We start from the raw sequence: 18,868 nt of genomic DNA, 5'->3' as shown, positions 1-18,868 counted from the left end.
AGCTTCCACAGCGCGGCACGAAACATACCCATGCTACAGCATGAGCCGTGTCACCTACGTCGCAGTCGATCCATCAGCTGTCGGCCGATGCCGACCACGTCACGCACATCCTGAGATCCGAGCCGATAGAAATCGAAAGCTGCGATGCCGTAGTGCTTGTGACAGAACCAGATATTGAGGTTTGCTGCCACGACGTTGCCGGCTAGCGTTGCGCCCGCTGCGCCAAGCGCACCCAGCGAGGGCGTGAGAGCGATGACGAGAACAACATTCGCGATCAATGCAACGAAAATCGATACGCTACGCAGTTCCGGGCGACCCCGTGCTGCAAGCCCTGCGCCCGCGACAGACCCAGGAATTCCCAGCACCGAAGCGACAATCAGCAGGATGGTCGCAACCGTCGCGGCGCCAAACTCGGCGCCGAACAGCCACGGCAGCCAAAATGGAACCGTGATCGCAATCGCCACCCCTACGACACCGGAGATAAGAAAAGAAACTCGGGCAGCCCGCAGAAGCCGGATGTTGGAACGTTCTGCGGCGTCGCTCGACATGACAACATCGCGCACTGCGTGATTGACGAGCAGAGTCACGTCAGCGACGTTGACAGCGACAGCATAGAGACCGAGTTGATACGCGCCGGCGAGCGGTGCGATCAAGAGTTGATCGATTCGGCTGAGCAAGACCCCCGACACCGACCCCAGCCACTGGCGAAACCCAAAGCTTGCGAGCGACTTTATCGATGCCTTCGCCACATCGGCCGTCTCCGACGTCCGTGAGTCTGCCCGCGCCTGTCGAATCACAGACAAGTAGGCGACAACCCCGATGATCGGCGCGATAGCAATCGCAGCGACACCCACAGCAAAGGTCAGCTGCCCAAGAAAAAACGCCCCGAAGATAACCGCGACACGAATAACCGCTGTGATCAGTCGCTCCACGGCCACCGCGCCCCATCTTTGCAGTCCCTGCGCGAGCCCGCGAAGTCCGCCCACTAGAACCGTCGGGGGGATAGCAAGCCCCGCGAGGGCGATGGAGAACGCGACATGGTCGATACCAGCAGATAGCAATGGCGCAAAGAGGACACTCAGCACGGCTGCCAACGACCCGCATATCGTTAGGATGATGAGGCCGTTAGAGGTCGCACGACGTGCAAGGCGCGGAGACGATGCGGCGACTACGGCGATCGCCTCGGTGATGCCGAACGTCGCAAGCGTGGCGAGGAACATATACGGGGCCGTTGCCGCCGCCAACTCACCGCGCCCTTCAACGCCTAGTGCGCGAGCGAGAACCGGGGCCGTGACGAATGTCGACAGCGGAAGCGCAAGCTGCCCTAGCACTGTCACCGCGACGTTCGCGCTAAACCCTCTTTCTCGATTCATCCCGCGCAGCCTTCCTATGCACGTCGCTCGCGTGCTCGAACGTACAGTCGCTCGAGCTTCTCCGACTGTTTGGCCGTATTGAACTCGGATATCACCCAAGCCCTTCCAGCACGAGCCATAGTCTCAGCCCTTGCCCGATCGGTCAGCATCGATTCCAGCGCTCGGCGCAGCGCCTCCACGTCGCCCTCGTCAACCAGAACGCCTGTTTGGCCATCAACGACAGCCTCAGGAATCCCTGAGTGACGGGTCGCAACGATAGGGGCGCCCTCACGAGCCGCCTCGAGCACAACGATCGGCAGACCCTCGGTATCGCCGTTCGCGGCTGTCTTTGACGGCGCACAGAACACCGCACATGCACGCATGGCCGCAATCACCTCGCTCGGGGGTTGCGCACCGAGAAAATTCACATCGACGGTCGCCTGTTGAGCCAATGCGCGGTAATCCAAGTCTTTTGGTCCATCGCCGATCACGGTGAGCGGCTGTCGTTCACGTAGTTCGGGAGGCAAGCCTGCATAAGCCGCGATGAGATCATCGAGGCCCTTCTTCTCCGTCAAACGCCCGACGAACAGCACTCCGCTCCGTATACTCACCTCGGGAGCGGCGCCCACGCTTTCCGACGGAATGCCAATATAGTGCACTACGGTCTTCTCCGCCGGCGCGCCCAGAGAGAGAGCACGCTCGGCGATCGCCTGCGACACAGCGATAACAACGGCAGCATCGGCGAAAAGGCGGCGAAGGCGGCGTCGATAGAGGGGACCTCTCCAGCCTCCAGCCTGTGCATCGGCCGTCGCATCGGCGCCGTGCAGTGTGACTATCAGTGGTATGTTCGCGCGACGCGCAGCCGACCGCACGACGGCGCCATCGAATCCAAAGTGAGCATGCAGAACGTCGGGCCTCGCACTCGTGAGGTAGCGACGCAACGTGCCGGAGCGCGCAAAGAGCTTCGCCGCTCGCACCCTCGCACGTCCACCGGCCGAGCGATACAGGATTACATCGGTGTCGCGCGCCAGCGGGGACTCGATGCGCTCGAAACCCACAAAGACAGAGCGCCACGTTGGAAGCGTGTCGCCCTGTGTTCGCACGAATGTCTCAGAACCGGCGAGCAGTCCCGAGCGGAACACGGCCACAAGCGGCGGTGGGGTCATATCTTCGATCCTCGCAAGGCGATCTTCGCTGGAAGAATTACAACGGCACTGAGACTGTTGATGCTCGGCCGCCCTCGTCGGAACGCGAGCCGCACCATGCGCAGGCCCGCCTTCCAGTCGCGGTACCGCAACGCTTGGAAATATGAAACGGTGAGCAGGAAATCTGCTTGGACCTGAGCGGTCGAATGCGCCAGGGCGTGCCCAGCCCACGCTGCAGATTGGTCTGCGGTGATGCCACGCGACACCGACTCGCCGCCGAACCTCAGCCGGGTCAGCGGCTCCTGCACCTGCACGACCTGAATATCAGGAACTTCGCGGTCGAGACGAGCCAGCCAATCGATGTCCTGATGAAAGCGCAGCGACTCGTCGAACGGATGCGCGATCACCAATGAGCGGGGAAAGAGCAGTGTTGAGGTGTGCATGGCCCCAGTGCCGCCCTTTACTTTCTTCTTGTGAAACAAGTACTCCGGCACACGCTCGCCAGCGTACCGCCGCTCAGGCCAGACCCGGCCCGTAGGCTCAGTCACGAGCGTCGAACTCACCCATCTGTCGTTTGCCAGAGGATCGTCGATGTGCCAGCTGATCTCCGCCAGCTGATGCTCCAGTTTGTCGGGGTCCCAGAGGTCGTCGTCATCGAGCAATGCGATGCAGTCGCCCGTTGCCGCACGGATGCCCGCCATCCGAGCAACGTTCCCTCCTGCGCGAGGTCCCGTCCGCAGTACGCGCACACGTTCATCCTCAGGCAGCGAGAGTTCGTCGGCCGTATCCGCTGCCACAATCACCTCAGCCAGTCCTACTGTCTGCGCGAGGACCGACTCCACGGTCGAGAACAGTTCGTCCCGCCCGATCGTAGGAATGACTGCGCTCACACGCAGGCGGCTCATCTGCTGACCTCTCTTATGACGGTTGCCGCGTAGTCCGCCCAATCGGGCCAGGCGAGGCTGCTAGCATCAGCCGCGATCAGCTGACGCTCGTCCCGTGTCAGCGTGCGCCGGTCGCCGAGCGCCGTACGGAGGGCACGAGAGCTACCAGGCTCCACGATTGTATGCACGTCGGAAAGGTACTCAGCTGCGCCCACTGCCGATGTCGTGATTACGGGGAGCCCCGCTGACGCCGCTTCTGTGACGACAAGGCCAAAGTTGTCCTCAATGGAGGGAAGCACGAAGACATCCATTGAGGAGTATAGAGCGGCGAGCTCCGCGGACGGAAGCACTCCCGCAAGCCGAACGTTCTCTGGGAGTTCCGCGACGATGCCGCGATCAAAGATCTGACCCACGAGCGTGAGGTCAATTTGCTGACCGCGTACGGCCTCAATAAGGAACGGAACACCCTTACGAAGTGAGATCTGCCCTGTGAACACCGCCTGAAGTCGGCGTGACGCGGACCGTTGCACCGACTCGAGCGGCCGGAAGACGGAGAGGTCGACGCCGTACGCGACGGTTCGCACCTTCGACTCAGGCACACCGTTGCTCAGCATCTGCTCACGCACGACGCGTCCCGGCACAAGCACGACGTTGGCGAGTTCCATCTCGCGCTCGATACGTTCGACGAAACTCCGTGGATAGGTCTCAGCGCGGGAACGATGCTGCCCGTATACTTCCTCGAGCATTTGATTGCGGACCCGCGGATGGGCGTCGATCTCGTGCAGAATCAAACGGCGGTGCGCGTTGGCAGCGAACGTGAGCAGCGACGAACCTGGCATCGAGAAAAGAAAGTCGGCGTCGCCGAAATCAACACGACTGGCACGACGATCGTACACCGTCTTCCAAGTCGCGTTGCCCATGCGATGGTTCAACGGCGAATGGATAGGACCGCCGATGAGCCGTACCATCTCCGATGTGACGGATACGAGTTCATCCTCCGGCAACGCTCCGGCATCGATCTTAGCGATGTGTCGATTGGTATATTCGTCAACCCATGGTGAGCGCACGAAGCGATTGATCTGCGCCGCCTTGTCGAGCACGGCACGCGAGTTGCGTATAGCTCGCCTAGTGAGCAGCCCTCGCTCATGTGCGAAGCGTGCGATCGCGCGTAGAGAGTTCTCATCGAACGCGATCGACGCTGCAATCTTAGGGAGGGATAGCTCTGTCACGGTGTTGTCCCTCCGTTGCCCTGAAAACCTGATTGTTTCGATCGCAACTGGGCGACGATCGCTGCGACACGCTCAGCGGACGACCGCCATGTGTACTGTGCGGAATTCACCTGGCCTCGCTCCGAAAGCAGGAGCCTCAGCTCTTTGTCGGTGAACACGCGTTCGATGGCGCGTGTCATCGAACGCGTATCGTACGGATCGAACCACAGTACGCTGTCACCGAGCACCTCCGGCAACGAAGCGGCGCGCGCCGCGATTACGGGAGTACCCGACCGCTGCGCCTCAATCGGAGGAATGCCGAAACCCTCATAGAGCGATGGGAATGCAAAGGCCGTCGCGTTCCGATAGAGCCGAGACAGCTGTGCGTCGTCGACGCGCCCCAGCCACCGGATTCGATCAGACCGATGCCGGTGCGTCTGCGAAAAGACCGTGTCCTGCTGCCCGACGATCAGTAGTTGTGTCTCGCGAGGAAGATCAGCGGCAACAAAGGCATCGATCAACGCCGTGAAGTTCTTATGTTTGTTCGGGGAGGACACGGCGAGCAGGTACGGAGGCTCGTCGATACCGCTATCATCAGCATCGACGTGGACGACGCTGGCCGTCACACCGTTGGGCACGACGTCGATGCGATCCACCGGAATACGATAGTGCGCGCCGATCTCCTTCCGAGAGAATTCGCTCACGGTGATGACACCACGGTTGTTCCTCAACAACAGCGGCATCAGAACGGCATAAGAGATGCGGAACCCACGTGAGAAGCTTTCAGGAAACCTGACATAGGTAATATCGTGGTGCGTGACGATCTGATTGTGATAGATGACGGGTCCCGTGCTGGCTAGGTTCAGCAGAAGGGGCTTGCCATGACTGCGCAATACCCGCGGTAGCGAGAACTGCTCCCACCGTTGACCGCTACCGTCCCCAAGACGAACAACAGGCGCTTCACCAAGAGCGTCCGGCACGCTAGGTGCGCGGGTCAGAATCGGGTGGCGTGGCGCGCGGCGTTGACTCTGGCATCGCGCGCTGACGGTCGCGAACGGGAACGGGCGGGCCGTTGCGGTGTGAGAGCGTGCGGGATCGCACGGCGAGGGGCTCGTGGCGACTGTCGGTGCGTGCTGTGACGCCCCGGGACCCCTGGGGAGGCCTATGCGGGCGCCAGCCCGGCGGCTGTAGCGACGCGGAGCTTGCGGAGGTTGTGGCAGATCGTGTGGAGTAGCCATTCGCCTTGGGCGCCGGCGAGTCCGCGTAGCCGGAGCTGTCCGGCGTTTTGCCGGGTCTTCATCTGCCCGAACGCGGGTTCAACGATGGCTTTGCGGCGCGCGTAGTCGGTGCGGCCCTGCTCGGTGCGCAGCGCGTGCGCCATCCGCTCCCGCCGGCTCGCGTCCTCTGGGGCCGGGTCCGGGGCGCCGGCGGTAGGGAAGCTCTCGCCGTGACGTTGCCGTCCCGTCGCGATCAACACCTGTGCGTCCAGATCGTCGGCGGCTTCGAGGTTGGCTTCCGAGCAGTAGCCCGCGTCAGCGAGGACGACCTCTGGGGAACGCTCGATTCCTGCCGCGTCGAGGTTCCGTAGGGTCTGCTCGGCCATCGGGACGAACTGCTGGATATCGGTGGCCTGCTGGGTGACCTCGGCGCTCAGCACGATCTGGTGGCCCTCATCGACAACGGCCTGCGCGTTGAACGCGTAATCGAAGCCGCGGACCGTCTTCATCATCCGCGCCTCAGGATCGGTGAAATTGCGTTGCGCTTTCGGCTTCGGCGCCGCCGTGTCCACTGCAGTCGCGACGGCCGCGTCGGCCTGTTCAGGGGGCTGACCGGCGGCGTCGGCCTTCTTCCGCGCTACGGCTGCCGCCTTCTCGGCGGCGTCGGCCTCGATCGCGTCCTTCGCGGCACGTAGTTTTGCCAGGCGCCCCTCACGGCGGGCCAGCTCCGGGGCGACCTCGTCCCCGCGCCGGTCCTGGCCGAACTGCTGATCCTCGGCCTCATCGACCGCCTCCGCCTCGGCGAGCAGCGCAGCGACCTCGGCTTGGAGCTGATCGATCTTCGGCACGATCCGGTCGTAGCTCATCGCCTTATGCCGCGACGCGTTCGCGGCCAGCTTCGTGCCATCCAGCGCGACACGCCCCAACCGCACCAGCCCCGCCTCCGCGCAGACCCGCAGCACCTGCAGGAACAACCCCGGCAGGGCATCCAGGTGACGCCGACGAAACCGGGCCAGCGACCGGTAGTCGGGCGCCTGGTTGCCCGACAGCCACCGGAAGGCGATATCGCGCTTGCAGCGCCGCTCCAACTCACGAGACGAGGTCACGCCCGTCGCGTACGCGAACAGCAGCAGCTTCAACATCATCCGCGGGTCATACGGAGGCGCACCCGAGGCGGACGCGTACGACGCGTAGACCGGCGTCAGATCCAAGAGCTCTTCGACGACCTCGGAGATGAACCGGGCCTCATCATCCTCGTCCAGCCAGTCATCCAGACTCGGCGGGAGCAGGAAACACTGCCCCTGGTCATACCCACGGAACGTCTTGCCCGCACCCGCCGGTGCAGCCGAGCCCGGCGCCCGCGCCTCACCCGGCTCGACCTCGAACAGACCCTCCAGGCTGGCAGTCACCGTCATGAATCGATTCTCCCAGCACCCCGCGCTATCCACCGGATTCACCCCGGCGCGTTAACGGAAGGATCTGACCCACGCACCTAGTGGCACCTGCAGGTACTATGACCTTTAGGCTGACCAACGAGCTCAACTCTTGTGTAATTTCTCGAGCAAACCGCTGCACTCCGGTGAGGGGTTGGGTGAGAAACCGTCCGTTGACAACGATGTGAGAAAGCTCAGGCTTCGCCACTGCGCGCACCTCGCTCTCGATCCGAGCCACTAGGCCCCCAGATTCGCGTCAGCGCCGCACGTTGGTGATCCACGTCTTGCTCCCGTACGTACTCGTCCCAACGACTGCGGTTGTCCTGCGCCCATTGCAGGTAGGCTCCGCCGCCGACCGCCTCAAGGAACAGGTCAAGGCCGCCCTCGACCGTCAGCAGCGGATCAATGCCCTCGAATGCACTGATATTCCGTACAAGAATCGCACACCCTGCACTGTGTGCATCCAGAACAGCGATCGGAAAACCCTCCCAGGCAGCGCTGTGCACGTAGAGGTCGGTCGCGGCAAGGGCCTTGGCGACGTCGTTTCGAGCCAGCCAGCCACTGACGACAATGCCGCTCAGCGCCGCGGGCAGAGGCTCGTCAGGTGCTTCAGAGCCACCGATCCACGTCGCCTCGACCGCCACGCCATAACGTCGCATTCGGTCGATCGTCGTTCGAAAATATGCAGGATCCTTTTGGGGAGAGACACGACCAAGCATAGAGACACGCACCGCCGCACCGTCGTCGAACCCGGAGGAATACCGACCGGCAAAATTGTCGATCGATGCGGTGTTCGGTACCCAATCGACACCACGAGCGAACCGACCCACACGGCGTGCGACACTCAGTTCACCCCTACCGCACGCAGCAATCAAAGTTGTGTTCAGCCCAAGCAGAGTTTCGATGGCGCGTACGGCAAATCGTGACATAGTCGACGACGTCGTTCGCTCGAAGGCGAAGCCGTGTGGCGAGTAGATAATCGGCACGCGTCGTGAGCTCAGAGAGACCCTCGTGACGACACCAGGGACGCTGGAATGGGCGTGCACAATCGACGGTCGCAATGTACGCGCGAGCGCTCTCACGCGCCTCCAGTATCTCACAGGCGACGTCGATCCGAGATCAAAAAACTCGACATCGTCCGATGCATCGAACGCGGCCGGTGGCTCGCCGGCGCGCAGGGGAACACATACAGCGTGACGTACCCCCGGAGGCGAGTTAGCGATGTAGGTTGCCGCAGCAACCGGCACTCCTCCAGAACTGCGATCAACGATATGCAGAACAAGCACGTTCATGGATCAGTGCGCCGTCTTCCCGGATGAAAGATGGCCTTGAACGCGCGAAGCAATATTTTGATACCACCTGTCAACGATAAGTTTTCGGAGCAGTAGAGATCAAGCCTGATCACATCCTCCCGTTTCGACGCGGAGCGGCCACTCATCGGCCAGAGGCCACTCATCCCTGGTTTGACGACCAGCCTACGATGAGCCACTGAATCGTGCAGTGTCACCTCGCCCTCACGCTGCGAGTAAGAACCTATGAGGCTCGCGGATCCGAGGAAGACGTTGATGAGCTGAGGAGGCTCGTCGATAGAGTATTTGCGCAGCACGCGGCCAACAGGAGCTATACGCGGATCGCTCTCTGTTTTGAAAAGCAGACTATCACGCTCCCCTTGCCCCTTGAGCAGATCTACAAGTTGTGCGCCAGGACCTACGTTCGTGGACCCGAGCCTTAGCCCCATAAACGTGATTTCGTTCATGCAGATACGTTCTAGGCAATATATCAACGTCTCTGCGCTCATGAATTTCACGAGCGCAGAGACAGTGAAAAGAGTCAGAGACAGCAGCAACAAGAGCAGCCTTGAACCGATCAAGCCAAAACCTCGTTTGGCGAGAACTTGCTGGCCTGCACGACGCGGTGTCTCGACAAGCATCAGTGGAAGGCTCACAACCAGCCGAGCACGAATACAGTGACCGCCTATATCCGTGATGTGCGGAGCCACAATGAGGTACCGGTGCCCCATCTCGAGCCGCCCTCCCATCGTACGAACCTGTTTGGCCAACAACCCGCTTTCTCCCGACACCATGGCCGTATCGTCGCCCGTAGCATCGAGGGCCCGCTCAAAGTCAGCAACCCCGCTCACGACAAGGCTGCCACTCTGCCCGGCTTCGCCTTCAGCCGCCGCCACACCCGCAACGCGGACACCAACGATGATCAACCCTGTCTGCAGCCGATGGTCTGTCAGGACACGCTCGGTCGAGTCCTCGTCGCCGACGAGCAGCGCCCGAGACGTCGTGCTCCAGCTGTGTTCCTGGGCACCCGGCCATCGCCACCACCGCCGCCGCGAGGCGATGAGCACGATGACGCCCAACGGAAAGCTGACGCGAATACACCGTCGCGAGACATCGATCTGTCCGACATATGGGACGATTGCGACGAACCGCCACGGTTCTGAAGCCGATTCGCGCTCAGTGGTTGGATCTGCACTGGCCGGCAGTTCCTCAACTGTGACACACGGATGCTCATGTGTACCCTGCACCAGCTCGTCGCCCTCCCCATTGGCGCAATCACGAGAGTCAGTCAATCGCTGCCCTCTAGAACAGAGAGCGCCCCAAACACGACGTCTGACCGGGCTATGCTATCAGGCGGCGTGGCGCAGGTAGGGTTGCAGGCATCGCCGACCAGCCAGAAAGCCTGCCGCGTGCCGGTCCTCCTCGTGATGGCGTCGGCGGCCCCGATCCTCACCCCTTGCGCAGAGGACCCGCGCAATGTGAGGTTGCGACCGCTGCTCACCGACCAGCTATGCCTCCACGTCGCGAGAATCGTCGGAGTCACCCGGCAGTCGTGGGGTTCGCCAGCCAGTGTTGGCGATGCGGCGTGCCCGCGTTGGTGATCCTCGTGACAGCGGCGTTATCGAGAAAACCTCGTTGGGATGCCTTCGCGCACCGCGCCCGCGTCTCCGCCATCGCTCTGCTGGCGTCCACGGCCACGTACGCCATGCTGATGCCATGCTCGCTCTGCACCGACTGCGATCTGAACGTCTCGGAACGCAAGCTGCTTGGCGACAGCACACCGCGATCGATTGAAGTGGACTGAGGAAATATGACCAAACGCGCCTTCATCACCGGCATCACCGGGCAGGACGGCTCTTACCTCGCCGAGTTCCTGCTCGCCAAGGGGTATGAGGTGCACGGGCTCATCCGGCGTGCCTCCACTTTCAACACATCGCGCATCGACCACCTCTACGTCGACCCGCATGATCCGAACGCGCGACTCTTCCTGCACTACGGCGACCTGAGCGATGGCGTGCGCCTCGTCACGCTGCTCTCGCGCATCCGGCCCGACGAGGTGTACAACCTCGCGGCGCAGTCACACGTGCGCGTCTCGTTCGACGAGCCCGAGCACACCGCCGACACGACGGGCACGGGCACTGTGCGCGTGCTCGAGGCGGTACGCCAATCAGGCATCCAGACGCGCTTCTACCAGGCGTCGTCGTCGGAGCTCTACGGGTCGGTGCCCCCTCCGCAGAGCGAGTCCACACCGTTCTCGCCCCGCTCGCCCTATGCCGTCGCAAAGCTCTACAGCTTCTGGATCACCAAGAACTATCGCGAGGCCTACGGCATGCATGCCGTCAACGGCATCCTCTTCAATCATGAGTCCCCGCGACGCGGCGAGACGTTCGTCACCCGCAAGATCACGCGCGCCGTCGCGCGCATCTCCGTGGGTCTGCAGAAGGAGCTGTACCTCGGCAACCTCGAGTCCATCCGCGACTGGGGCTATGCGCCCGAGTACGTCGAGGGCATGTGGCGCATGCTGCAGGCCGACTCCCCCGACGACTACGTGCTCGCCACCGGCGTCGGCTACACGATCAGGGAGTTCCTCGCCGCCGCGTTCGAGCACGCCGGCCTCGACTGGCAGCAGTACGTGCGCTTCGACGAGCGATACCTGCGGCCGACCGAGGTCGACGCGCTCATCGGCGACGCCTCGAAGGCACGCGAGAAGCTGGGCTGGACGCCCACGATCGATGGCCTCCAGCTCGCGAGGCTGATGGTGGATGCCGACACCGCCGCCCTCGTGCACGAGGGGCCGCCGTGGATCGACAGGGTCGCCCTCGACTCCTGGGCGAACGCATGAGCACGTTCACGCCCGCCCCGCTCGACCGCGACGCGACCTTCTACGTCGCGGGTCACCGGGGGCTCGTGGGCTCGGCGATCGTACGCAGGCTCGAAGCCGCAGGGTTCACACGCATCGTCGGTAGGACGTCAGCTGAGCTCGATCTCAAGAACCGGGACGACGTCTTCGCCTACGTCGCCGAGCTCAAGCCCCGCTACCTCGTGCTGGCGGCCGCGAAGGTCGGCGGCATCCTCGCGAACAGCACCTATCCCGTCGACTTCCTCAGCGACAACCTGCGCATCCAGACCAACGTGCTCGACGCCGCGCTCGCGCATGAGGTCGAACGCGTGATGTTCCTCGGCTCGTCGTGCATCTATCCCAAGCTCGCGCCGCAGCCGATCCGCGAGGACTCGCTGCTCACCGGACACCTCGAGCCGACCAACGATGCGTACGCCATCGCGAAGATCGCCGGCATCATCAACGTGCAGGCCGTGCGCCGGCAATACGGATTGCCGTGGATCTCGGCCATGCCGACCAACCTCTACGGGCCGAACGACAACTTCTCACCGCAGGGCTCGCACGTGCTGCCGGCGCTCATCCGTCGCTACGACGAGGCCGCCCGCTCGGGAGCCGCAGAGGTCACGAACTGGGGAACGGGCAGTCCGCGCCGCGAGTTCCTGCACGCCGACGACATGGCCGACGCCGTGCTGCACCTCATGGAGCACTACGACGGACCCGAGCAGGTCAACGTCGGCACCGGAACGGACGTAACGATCCGCGAGATCGCCGAGACCATCGGCCGCGTCGTCGGCTTCACCGGCGAGACCCACTGGGACACCTCGAAGCCTGACGGCACGCCCCAGAAGCTGCTCGACGTGTCGAAGCTCGCCTCGGCGGGCTGGACGGCGAAGATCGGCCTCGAAGAGGGGCTTGACCGCACCGTGCGCTGGTATCGCGACAACGTCGACCGGCTGCGGGGCTGAGTCCTCGTCCACAATCGGGTCATCGCGCGATCTGTCCACGGATGCGGAGGATCGCACGATCGTCGCCTCGCACATCTGGCATTCTCGGTCGCACCGAGCGAGAATGAAGGAGTGGACCCTATGAACGATCCCCAGATCTGGACCCTGATCGCGGTCTTCGGCACGATCATGATCGGCGGGCTCACACTGTCGACGACCCTCATCAACCGATCGACGAGCGCGCAGATCGGCGGGCTGCGGGCCGAGATGAACGCACGCTTCGAGACCGTCGACGCACGTTTCGAGGCTGTCAATGTGCGCTTCGATGCCGTGGACAGCCGTTTCGACACGATCGACGCGAAGATCACCCACCTCGATCGCGATGTGACCTGGCTGATGAATCGCGCCTGGGGCGAGCCGTCCTCCGACCGATGATGCTGCACCGGTAGGGTGATTCAGACGCCCGACCAGCCAGAAAGCCCGACTCATGCCCGTCTTCTTCATCGTGGCATCGGCGGCACTGATCGTCGCGGTGTCGTTCTCCGCCCTCCGCAAGGCGGGCACCCGCGCGCTGCGCGCGACCGAGTTCTGGATACCGGTGGCGCTGACCGTGTGGCCGGCGTGGATGCAGATGTTCCGCATCGGATCCGGCACGGAGGCGAGCGACTCGGCCTGGTTCGCGGCCTCGATCGCTCCGGCACTCGCGATCTCTGGTCTGCACATCGTGCTGCGCGCCGTCGGCCTCTCGAAGAGACGCACGATCATCGGTGTGGGGTCGGCGGCGATCGTGGTCCTCGTCGGCATCGCGACGATCGCCGCAGCGCTCACCGGACAGAGCTGGCAACACGGCGTGCTGGCGCTCACGCTCGTCGTCGCGGCGTCGCTGTCAGGCATCCACCGCTGGGATGCCGTGGTGCACGGTGTGCTCGTATCGGTGCTGCTCATGCTCGTGTCGACGGCCGTCTACGCGCTGGCCGCGCCCGGCGCCTTCCGCACCGACTGCGGTGACAACATCTCGAAGTGCGAACTGCTCGGCGGCTTCGTGTCGATCGGTGTCGGCAGTGGCAGCAACGCGTTCGGCATCACCCTCGCGATGCTCGTGGGCGTCGTCGTGTACCGGCTCCGCGCGACTCGCGGGGCGATCGCCGGCATCGCCGTGGTCGTCACGGTCCTCTCCACCGGTGCGCGTCTCGCCACGGCCTGCGCCGCCGCGGTCGCGCTGATCGCGTGGCTCGCATCGATCGCGCCGTGGGCCCGCCGGCTGCTGCCCTATGGCGCGGGCGCATTCGGCATGCTGAGCATCGTGACCGCCGTCGTGCCGTTTCCCGACGATGCGTTCACCGAACGGGCGACCCTCTGGGGACGCGCCCGCGCGATGATCGCCGAGAGTCCCGTGTTCGGCCACGGGATCTCCCACTGGGTGAGGGATGCGGCAACACAGCCGCCGCCGCCCCGCAGCTACGCACCGCACAACCTCTGGCTCGACCCGCTCGTGGCCGTCGGGTTCGCCGGCGTCGCGGTGCTCGTCGCCGGGATCGCCCTGGGCGTGTGGTTCGCCCGGCGACGGACCCGGGGTGTGGCGTGGGTGCTCGTCGCAGGGGTGCTGTGCGCGGGGGTGTTCGAGTCGACGGTCATGCCGTTTCGGTTCGGTCCGATTCCGGCGGGATTCCTGGTGCTGTTGCTGCTGCTGACGGCGAGCCAGCGGCGGTTGGGGCGGGGGTTGGATGCTTCTGGTTGAGCGGGGTGGATTTCGATACGCCGCCGCTGCGCGGCGGCACTCAATCAGCAGGGTTGTAAAGTAAGCGCCGTGCTCCATCAGGCCGTCACGCGGCTAGGGAGCGGACGGCACGGCGGAAGAGCAGGTACATCGTGCCCTGGGCGATCGCGGGGACGAGGCCGAGCCATGGCACGCCGATCGTGGCCGCGATGACCGCGGCAGCGGCGACGCCCGTAACGGCGCCGATCGCGACAGCACGCGCCGAGAGGCCCGGACGACCGACCGCAAGCAGCAGCGCCTGATGTGCCTGGTTGGCGCCCATGATCGTGCCGCCCACCACGAAACCGGCCACGGTCGCCCACGCGGCCTCGAACCCCGGGCCGAGCACCCAGGCACCGACGAGCCCTGCGGGAACCGCGAGCACGACGCCGGCGGCGACGATCCACAGGGTGACGCGGTGCGTGCGACGGAACAATGCCAGCCGCGCGTCCTTGTCACTGCGCGTCAGCTCCGGCGTCGCCACCTGCAGCAGCGCCTGGCTCAGCAGGTTCACGGGGCTCGCGGCACGCGCCCCCGCGGCATACAGTCCTGCCAGCGGCGCGCCCCCGAACACGGTGATGAGCGGCACCTCCGCCTGCGAGATCGAGGCGGCGAGGTTCGCCGCCCAATACCCGCGATTCGCGACGATGGTCGCGCCCAGTTCGCCCACGCGCGGACGCGTGCGGACGACGGACGCGACGTTGACCGCGACGACCGCCGCAGCGACGATGCCGAAGACCCACGGCATCCACACGGTCATCAGCGTCAGCGCGGCGACGAGCACGATCAGCCGCTGCGCGATCAGCAGAACCGTCGCGTAACCGATGCGGCGCACGCCGGCGAGCGCCGCTTGGCAGAGATCGGTGATCGCGTCGATCGCGACGAAGGCCAGCGCGACGGCGACGACACCGGTGGCGACACCGGTCGCCGCCCCGACAACGGCGAGCGCCACCAGAATGGAGAGGCCCATCGCGAGCCGCATCGTCACCGCAAGGCTGCGCAGACGATCGCCCTCGGCACCCTCGCCCGTGCGCAGGACGCGAGGCGTGAATCCGAACCCCGTCACCGACACGAGCAGCCCACCCGCGGCGAAGATCCATGAGAACGAGCCGAAGCCCGCGACACCCAGCGTGCGCGCCAGCACGATATAGGTCACGGCCTGCACCAGCGACGCGAACGCGAGCCCCGCGAAGCGCAGCACGACCGACCGCCGCATCCTCACGGGCCGATCATACGGCGGACGTCGACGAGGGGCGGCAGCCCCATCTCGGCCATGCGCGTCTGCACGACCTCCAGCACACGCCGAGTCGCACCGGACCCCCGTCGCAGCGCGAGCCGTTCCGCCACACGCGATGACGCATCGGCGACGGCGCCCGTCGCGAACGAGGCGACCACTGCGTCGACGAACACCGCCATCTCTTCGTCGGACACGATGCACAGCTCCGCGGCCACCTCTGAGATCGCGGGCGAGTTGAATCCGCGGCCGCGTGCGAACTCGACGTCGTCGGCGAACACGAGGCCGACGGGCCGCGATCGCGCGAGGTAGTCGACCCAGACGCTCGAGTAGTCGGACACCAGCCCGTCGGCGAGCGACAACAGCTGGAAGAAGCTGAGGCCCGCGTCAAGGAGAGTGTGATCGGTGACGACCGTGAAACCCCAGCCCTCGACGTTGCGCTGATCGTCGAGCTGATGCGCCTTGGTCACGACCGTCACGCCGCGCTCTCGCGCGTGGTCGCGCAGCAGCGCGATGCGGTCGCGCAGCACGGCGCTCTCGCCGATCTCCGGCAGGCCCGTGAGCTTGGGCTCATTGCGCGGCACCCGGTAGGTCGGCAACCAGAGCAGCAGGGGCGCGGCGGGATCGATGCCGAGTGCCGCCAACCGCGAGCGGTCCACCGGGCGCGTGAACACGTCGTCGCGGGGATTTCCCGTCGTGAACGCGTCGCGGGCCACGTCGATGCCCTGATCGGCGATGACGGCCATCCCCCACACGTCGTTGTTGGTGGTCGCGAGGTGCGCGCCGTGCAGGAAGGGACGCAGCGGGTTCGATGCCGACTTCGGCCCGTGACCGTGGCCGAGCAGCACATGCAGCCGACGCCGCCCGGCATGCGGGTTGCAGAACATGCCGTGGGTCGAGAACGCGACACGTGCACGCACGAAGAGCCAGAGCCCCCGAAGCGAGTTCTTCCGCACGATCGACACCCGCTCGCTGACTGTGCCCTCGATCGCGATACCGAGGTGGCGGGCGGATACCGCGGGCTCCTCGCACAGCAGGACGATGGGCACGCCGGGTCGGGTCGTTGCGAGCAGTCCGCGCACGATCTGCAAGGCGTTCTCCTCGCCGTCGCGCCACCCATGGGCGACGATCGACGGCGTCGGCGCGATGAGGGTGAAGGCGGCGCGCAGCGTCAGGCGAACAAGTGTCTCGCGCAACCGCACACGCCAGAGGCGTAGGCGGAGGCTCGTGTTCACCGTGCCCCGCCTTCCGTCACCTCGACTCTCGCAGTGACGCGTCACCGCATGTTCGCCGAGAGTTCCCGGCGAGCAAGAGAATATTCACCGAGTGTACCGATACTGGCGCTGCGGCTCGGATCGGGTCACGCTCAGCGCTGTACGTTGCGGGGCCGCCTCATCACGTCGGCGATGCCCCGTCGCAGACGATGAACACGTGCCTGCAACGCACCGTGCGAAATCTCGCCCACATGACGCTCGGAGGCCTGCACAACCTCGCGCGAAGGCCAGAAGAGCCGGAAGGCGACCAATGGTCGGCGCAGCCACGGCACCTCTTTCAGTGCGACGAGATAGGCACGGGCCTTTGTCGGCTGAGCGCGCCATGCCCAGTCACGGGGTGTGCCTGCCGAGGCAACATCGAGCGTAGACTGCGGGAACGCCTCGACGATATCATCGTGCAACGCGACGACGGCGTCAATAGTCATGGCCGCGTCGCGAACTCCGTCGCCCCCGGCCGACAATACAGCCACGGCTCGTTCGTGGGCACTCCGAGGCGTCATGTGTCCGATCTCAGGGCGGACGGCGTGCAGAGCCGACAGGACCGCGTTCACCTCGCGGCGGGGCGTGCTTGACACGACTCCGGCGAATTCCACGGGCGTCGTGTGAGCCCTAACGACCGAGAATGCCGCAGCATCCGTGAGACCAAGTCCCGGCATCCGCCTGTGGACATCGATCTCACATCCCCAGCCAGCGGCAGGCTCCAGGGTCAGCGAGTGGTTGATCGGGAGCCCCGACCACAGATCCGGCTGTAGCCTCCATCCCCATGGCTCCATAGCTGCGATGAAGTCGTCGATGCGATCGGGCTCGACCCACACATCGACGTCGCCGGAGTGCTCGCGATCGCGCAGCCCTTGCGCGTGCAGCATGGGCCCCTTGATGAAGACCAGTGGGATGCCGTGCCGTCGTGCCACGTTCTGCACGAGGGCATAGACAAGCTCATGCATCGGCGACGACATCCACGGCGATGAGATGTCGTTCCATCGCGCGGGGTCGCCGGGATTCGGGGACGCTAACCCGGCTCCTCGCATCTCGCGCACAACAGCGCGCTCGTCCTCGGTGAGCTCGGCGTCGGCGACCGGTCGCTCAACGAGGCGACGCCAAAGGTCAGCGCCGACAGGCGGCAGAGCAAGCGGAATCGACGGGATCGTGGGGAGAACGATCAGCTCCGCCGCCTCGAAGTCGGGGCTTTCCGCCACGTCGAGCACGCCGAAGCTCGTGGCCACCCACTCCGTCATCCCCAAGATCCCCCTCGTCGTGCCTTACGCCCCACACGCAAAGCTCGCCTATGCCTCCCGTAAGACCAGAAGGCCAGACGCGATCAACTCGTCGACGGCGGCGTCGATGAGCACATCCGCGTCTGCGTTCGGCGGCGGACCGTACGTCTCCAAGATACGCCCGTGCATGGCGGCGCGCGACTCACCCTGGCGCACGGAGCGCCAGATTGCGGGGGCGATACCGCCGAGCACCTGCACGGTGCGCGCCTTGAGCACGATGACGGCATCGCCGATCTCGATCGCGTCGTCGATCTCACCGACGGCGAGCGAGGACGCGGATGCGCCCGTCGTCACGGGCTCCGCCACGTCTTCCCCACCCCCGACCGCGATGGCGCCGTCGAAGACCTCGGCGACCAGGGGCGCCAACGTCGTCGCCTCGCTGTATGTGAGCTGCAGCAGGCCGCCGAGCGCCTCGCTCAACTCCGCGAGCCTGTGCAGTGGGCGATCGAGCTCGGGAAGGTAGCTCATCTGCGCGACCAGCTCGGGCAGGGCCTCGACCAGCGGCACCCGGCCGATCGCCGGTGCGTCGATGTGTTCCACCCGGTTCAGGATCACGAGCGCCGCCAGGCGCAAAGGCGACGCCGGCAAGGGCTGCAGCCCCAGTGCTGAGGGCGCCGTCTGGTCCTTCGGCAAGCCATCGCGGATGATCGACAACGGCTTGCGGTAGGGGTGCACGGTGAGCGCATGGTCCACGGCGATCGTCTCATCGGATACGTAGCCGTAGGTGTGCGCAAGCGCCCGGGTGAGCGTCGTCTTACCCCGGCCCGAGGGGCCGACGAAGGCGATCACACGCCCGTCGGGTGCGGCGATGCCCGCGGCGTGGAACATCATCATCGACCCTCGGCGACCTGCGAGCGCCGCGAGCGTCACGTCGACGGAAAGGCGTTCGAGCAGCACCTCGTCGTCACCCGACAAGGGCACGGTGACCTGAGCATCAGGCGTTCCCTCGTCTGCACACACAGCATCGGCCCAGGAGCCTCTCGCGCGCTGGATGAACTCGTTCGACAAGGACGAGTCAA

The 18,868-nt window shown here is 64.9% G+C and carries 17 protein-coding genes; 5 read left to right on the top strand and 12 right to left on the bottom strand.

Going from position 1 to position 18,868, the window contains the following annotated elements:
• Positions 1 to 50 precede the first annotated feature (50 nt).
• From AOA12_RS03650 to AOA12_RS22475, 8 genes are all read right to left on the bottom strand, one after another.
• Complete coding sequence (locus AOA12_RS03650; RefSeq protein ID WP_082405902.1) at positions 51 to 1,373, bottom strand: oligosaccharide flippase family protein; 1,323 nt, start codon at positions 1,371 to 1,373, stop codon at positions 51 to 53.
• Between the two features lie 14 nt (positions 1,374 to 1,387).
• Entirely contained in the window at positions 1,388 to 2,518 is a 1,131-nt protein-coding gene (locus tag AOA12_RS22490; RefSeq protein WP_082405901.1) for a glycosyltransferase, read from the bottom strand.
• Positions 2,515 to 3,402, bottom strand: a complete 888-nt coding sequence (locus AOA12_RS03645) for a glycosyltransferase (RefSeq protein ID WP_082405900.1) — start codon at positions 3,400 to 3,402, stop codon at positions 2,515 to 2,517. Before AOA12_RS03645 ends, AOA12_RS22490 begins: the two co-directional genes overlap by 4 nt.
• Positions 3,399 to 4,481: a glycosyltransferase family 4 protein gene (locus AOA12_RS03640; protein ID WP_156366380.1), complete on the bottom strand. Its 1,083-nt coding sequence runs from the start codon at positions 4,479 to 4,481 to the stop codon at positions 3,399 to 3,401. The genes AOA12_RS03645 and AOA12_RS03640 overlap by 4 nt, the downstream gene beginning before the upstream one ends.
• 125 nt (positions 4,482 to 4,606) lie before the next feature.
• Positions 4,607 to 5,569 (bottom strand): glycosyltransferase family 4 protein, encoded by a 963-nt coding sequence (locus AOA12_RS22485; protein WP_197281046.1) that lies wholly within the window; start codon positions 5,567 to 5,569, stop codon positions 4,607 to 4,609.
• 182 nt (positions 5,570 to 5,751) lie between these two features.
• A complete protein-coding gene (locus AOA12_RS03630) occupies positions 5,752 to 7,263 on the bottom strand; it encodes an IS1182 family transposase (RefSeq protein WP_442922247.1) in 1,512 nt (503 codons plus the stop codon).
• A 170-nt stretch (positions 7,264 to 7,433) separates the two neighbouring features.
• Positions 7,434 to 8,531: a glycosyltransferase gene (locus tag AOA12_RS22480; protein WP_082405898.1), complete on the bottom strand. Its 1,098-nt coding sequence runs from the start codon at positions 8,529 to 8,531 to the stop codon at positions 7,434 to 7,436.
• A complete protein-coding gene (locus AOA12_RS22475) occupies positions 8,528 to 9,820 on the bottom strand; it encodes a sugar transferase (RefSeq protein WP_156366379.1) in 1,293 nt (430 codons plus the stop codon). The genes AOA12_RS22480 and AOA12_RS22475 overlap by 4 nt, the downstream gene beginning before the upstream one ends.
• Positions 9,821 to 10,113: 293 nt before the next feature.
• Between AOA12_RS22475 and AOA12_RS22960 the strand changes: the two genes are divergently transcribed.
• From AOA12_RS22960 to AOA12_RS03605, 5 genes are all read left to right on the top strand, one after another.
• Positions 10,114 to 10,332 (top strand): hypothetical protein, encoded by a 219-nt coding sequence (locus tag AOA12_RS22960; protein ID WP_156366378.1) that lies wholly within the window; start codon positions 10,114 to 10,116, stop codon positions 10,330 to 10,332.
• A 6-nt stretch (positions 10,333 to 10,338) separates the two neighbouring features.
• Positions 10,339 to 11,370: a GDP-mannose 4,6-dehydratase gene (gmd, locus tag AOA12_RS03620; RefSeq protein WP_054680284.1), complete on the top strand. Its 1,032-nt coding sequence runs from the start codon at positions 10,339 to 10,341 to the stop codon at positions 11,368 to 11,370.
• Complete coding sequence (locus tag AOA12_RS03615) at positions 11,367 to 12,332, top strand: GDP-L-fucose synthase family protein (RefSeq protein ID WP_054680281.1); 966 nt, start codon at positions 11,367 to 11,369, stop codon at positions 12,330 to 12,332. The genes gmd and AOA12_RS03615 overlap by 4 nt, the downstream gene beginning before the upstream one ends.
• A 120-nt stretch (positions 12,333 to 12,452) precedes the next feature.
• A complete protein-coding gene (locus tag AOA12_RS03610) occupies positions 12,453 to 12,746 on the top strand; it encodes a hypothetical protein (RefSeq protein ID WP_054680277.1) in 294 nt (97 codons plus the stop codon).
• A 52-nt stretch (positions 12,747 to 12,798) separates the two neighbouring features.
• On the top strand, positions 12,799 to 14,049 hold the full coding sequence (locus tag AOA12_RS03605; protein ID WP_054680271.1) for an O-antigen ligase family protein: 1,251 nt from the start codon (positions 12,799 to 12,801) through the stop codon (positions 14,047 to 14,049).
• 85 nt (positions 14,050 to 14,134) lie between these two features.
• On the opposite strand, the gene AOA12_RS03600 is transcribed toward AOA12_RS03605, so the two are convergent.
• The 4 genes from AOA12_RS03600 to AOA12_RS03585 form a co-directional block, all read right to left on the bottom strand.
• Positions 14,135 to 15,283 (bottom strand): lipopolysaccharide biosynthesis protein, encoded by a 1,149-nt coding sequence (locus AOA12_RS03600; protein ID WP_054680268.1) that lies wholly within the window; start codon positions 15,281 to 15,283, stop codon positions 14,135 to 14,137.
• Positions 15,284 to 15,285: 2 nt separating this feature from the next.
• A complete protein-coding gene (locus AOA12_RS03595) occupies positions 15,286 to 16,536 on the bottom strand; it encodes a CDP-glycerol glycerophosphotransferase family protein (RefSeq protein WP_156366376.1) in 1,251 nt (416 codons plus the stop codon).
• Between the two features lie 131 nt (positions 16,537 to 16,667).
• Positions 16,668 to 17,810, bottom strand: a complete 1,143-nt coding sequence (locus AOA12_RS03590; RefSeq protein WP_054680262.1) for a nucleotidyltransferase family protein — start codon at positions 17,808 to 17,810, stop codon at positions 16,668 to 16,670.
• Between the two features lie 48 nt (positions 17,811 to 17,858).
• Entirely contained in the window at positions 17,859 to 18,857 is a 999-nt protein-coding gene (locus AOA12_RS03585; RefSeq protein WP_156366375.1) for an ATP-binding protein, read from the bottom strand.
• Positions 18,858 to 18,868: the final 11 nt, after the last annotated feature.

This window comes from Microbacterium sp. No. 7 (genome assembly GCF_001314225.1).
Taxonomy (GTDB): domain Bacteria; phylum Actinomycetota; class Actinomycetes; order Actinomycetales; family Microbacteriaceae; genus Microbacterium.
Note: the sequence above shows the minus strand (reverse complement) of the source record. Positions and strands in the feature narration are given on the sequence as shown.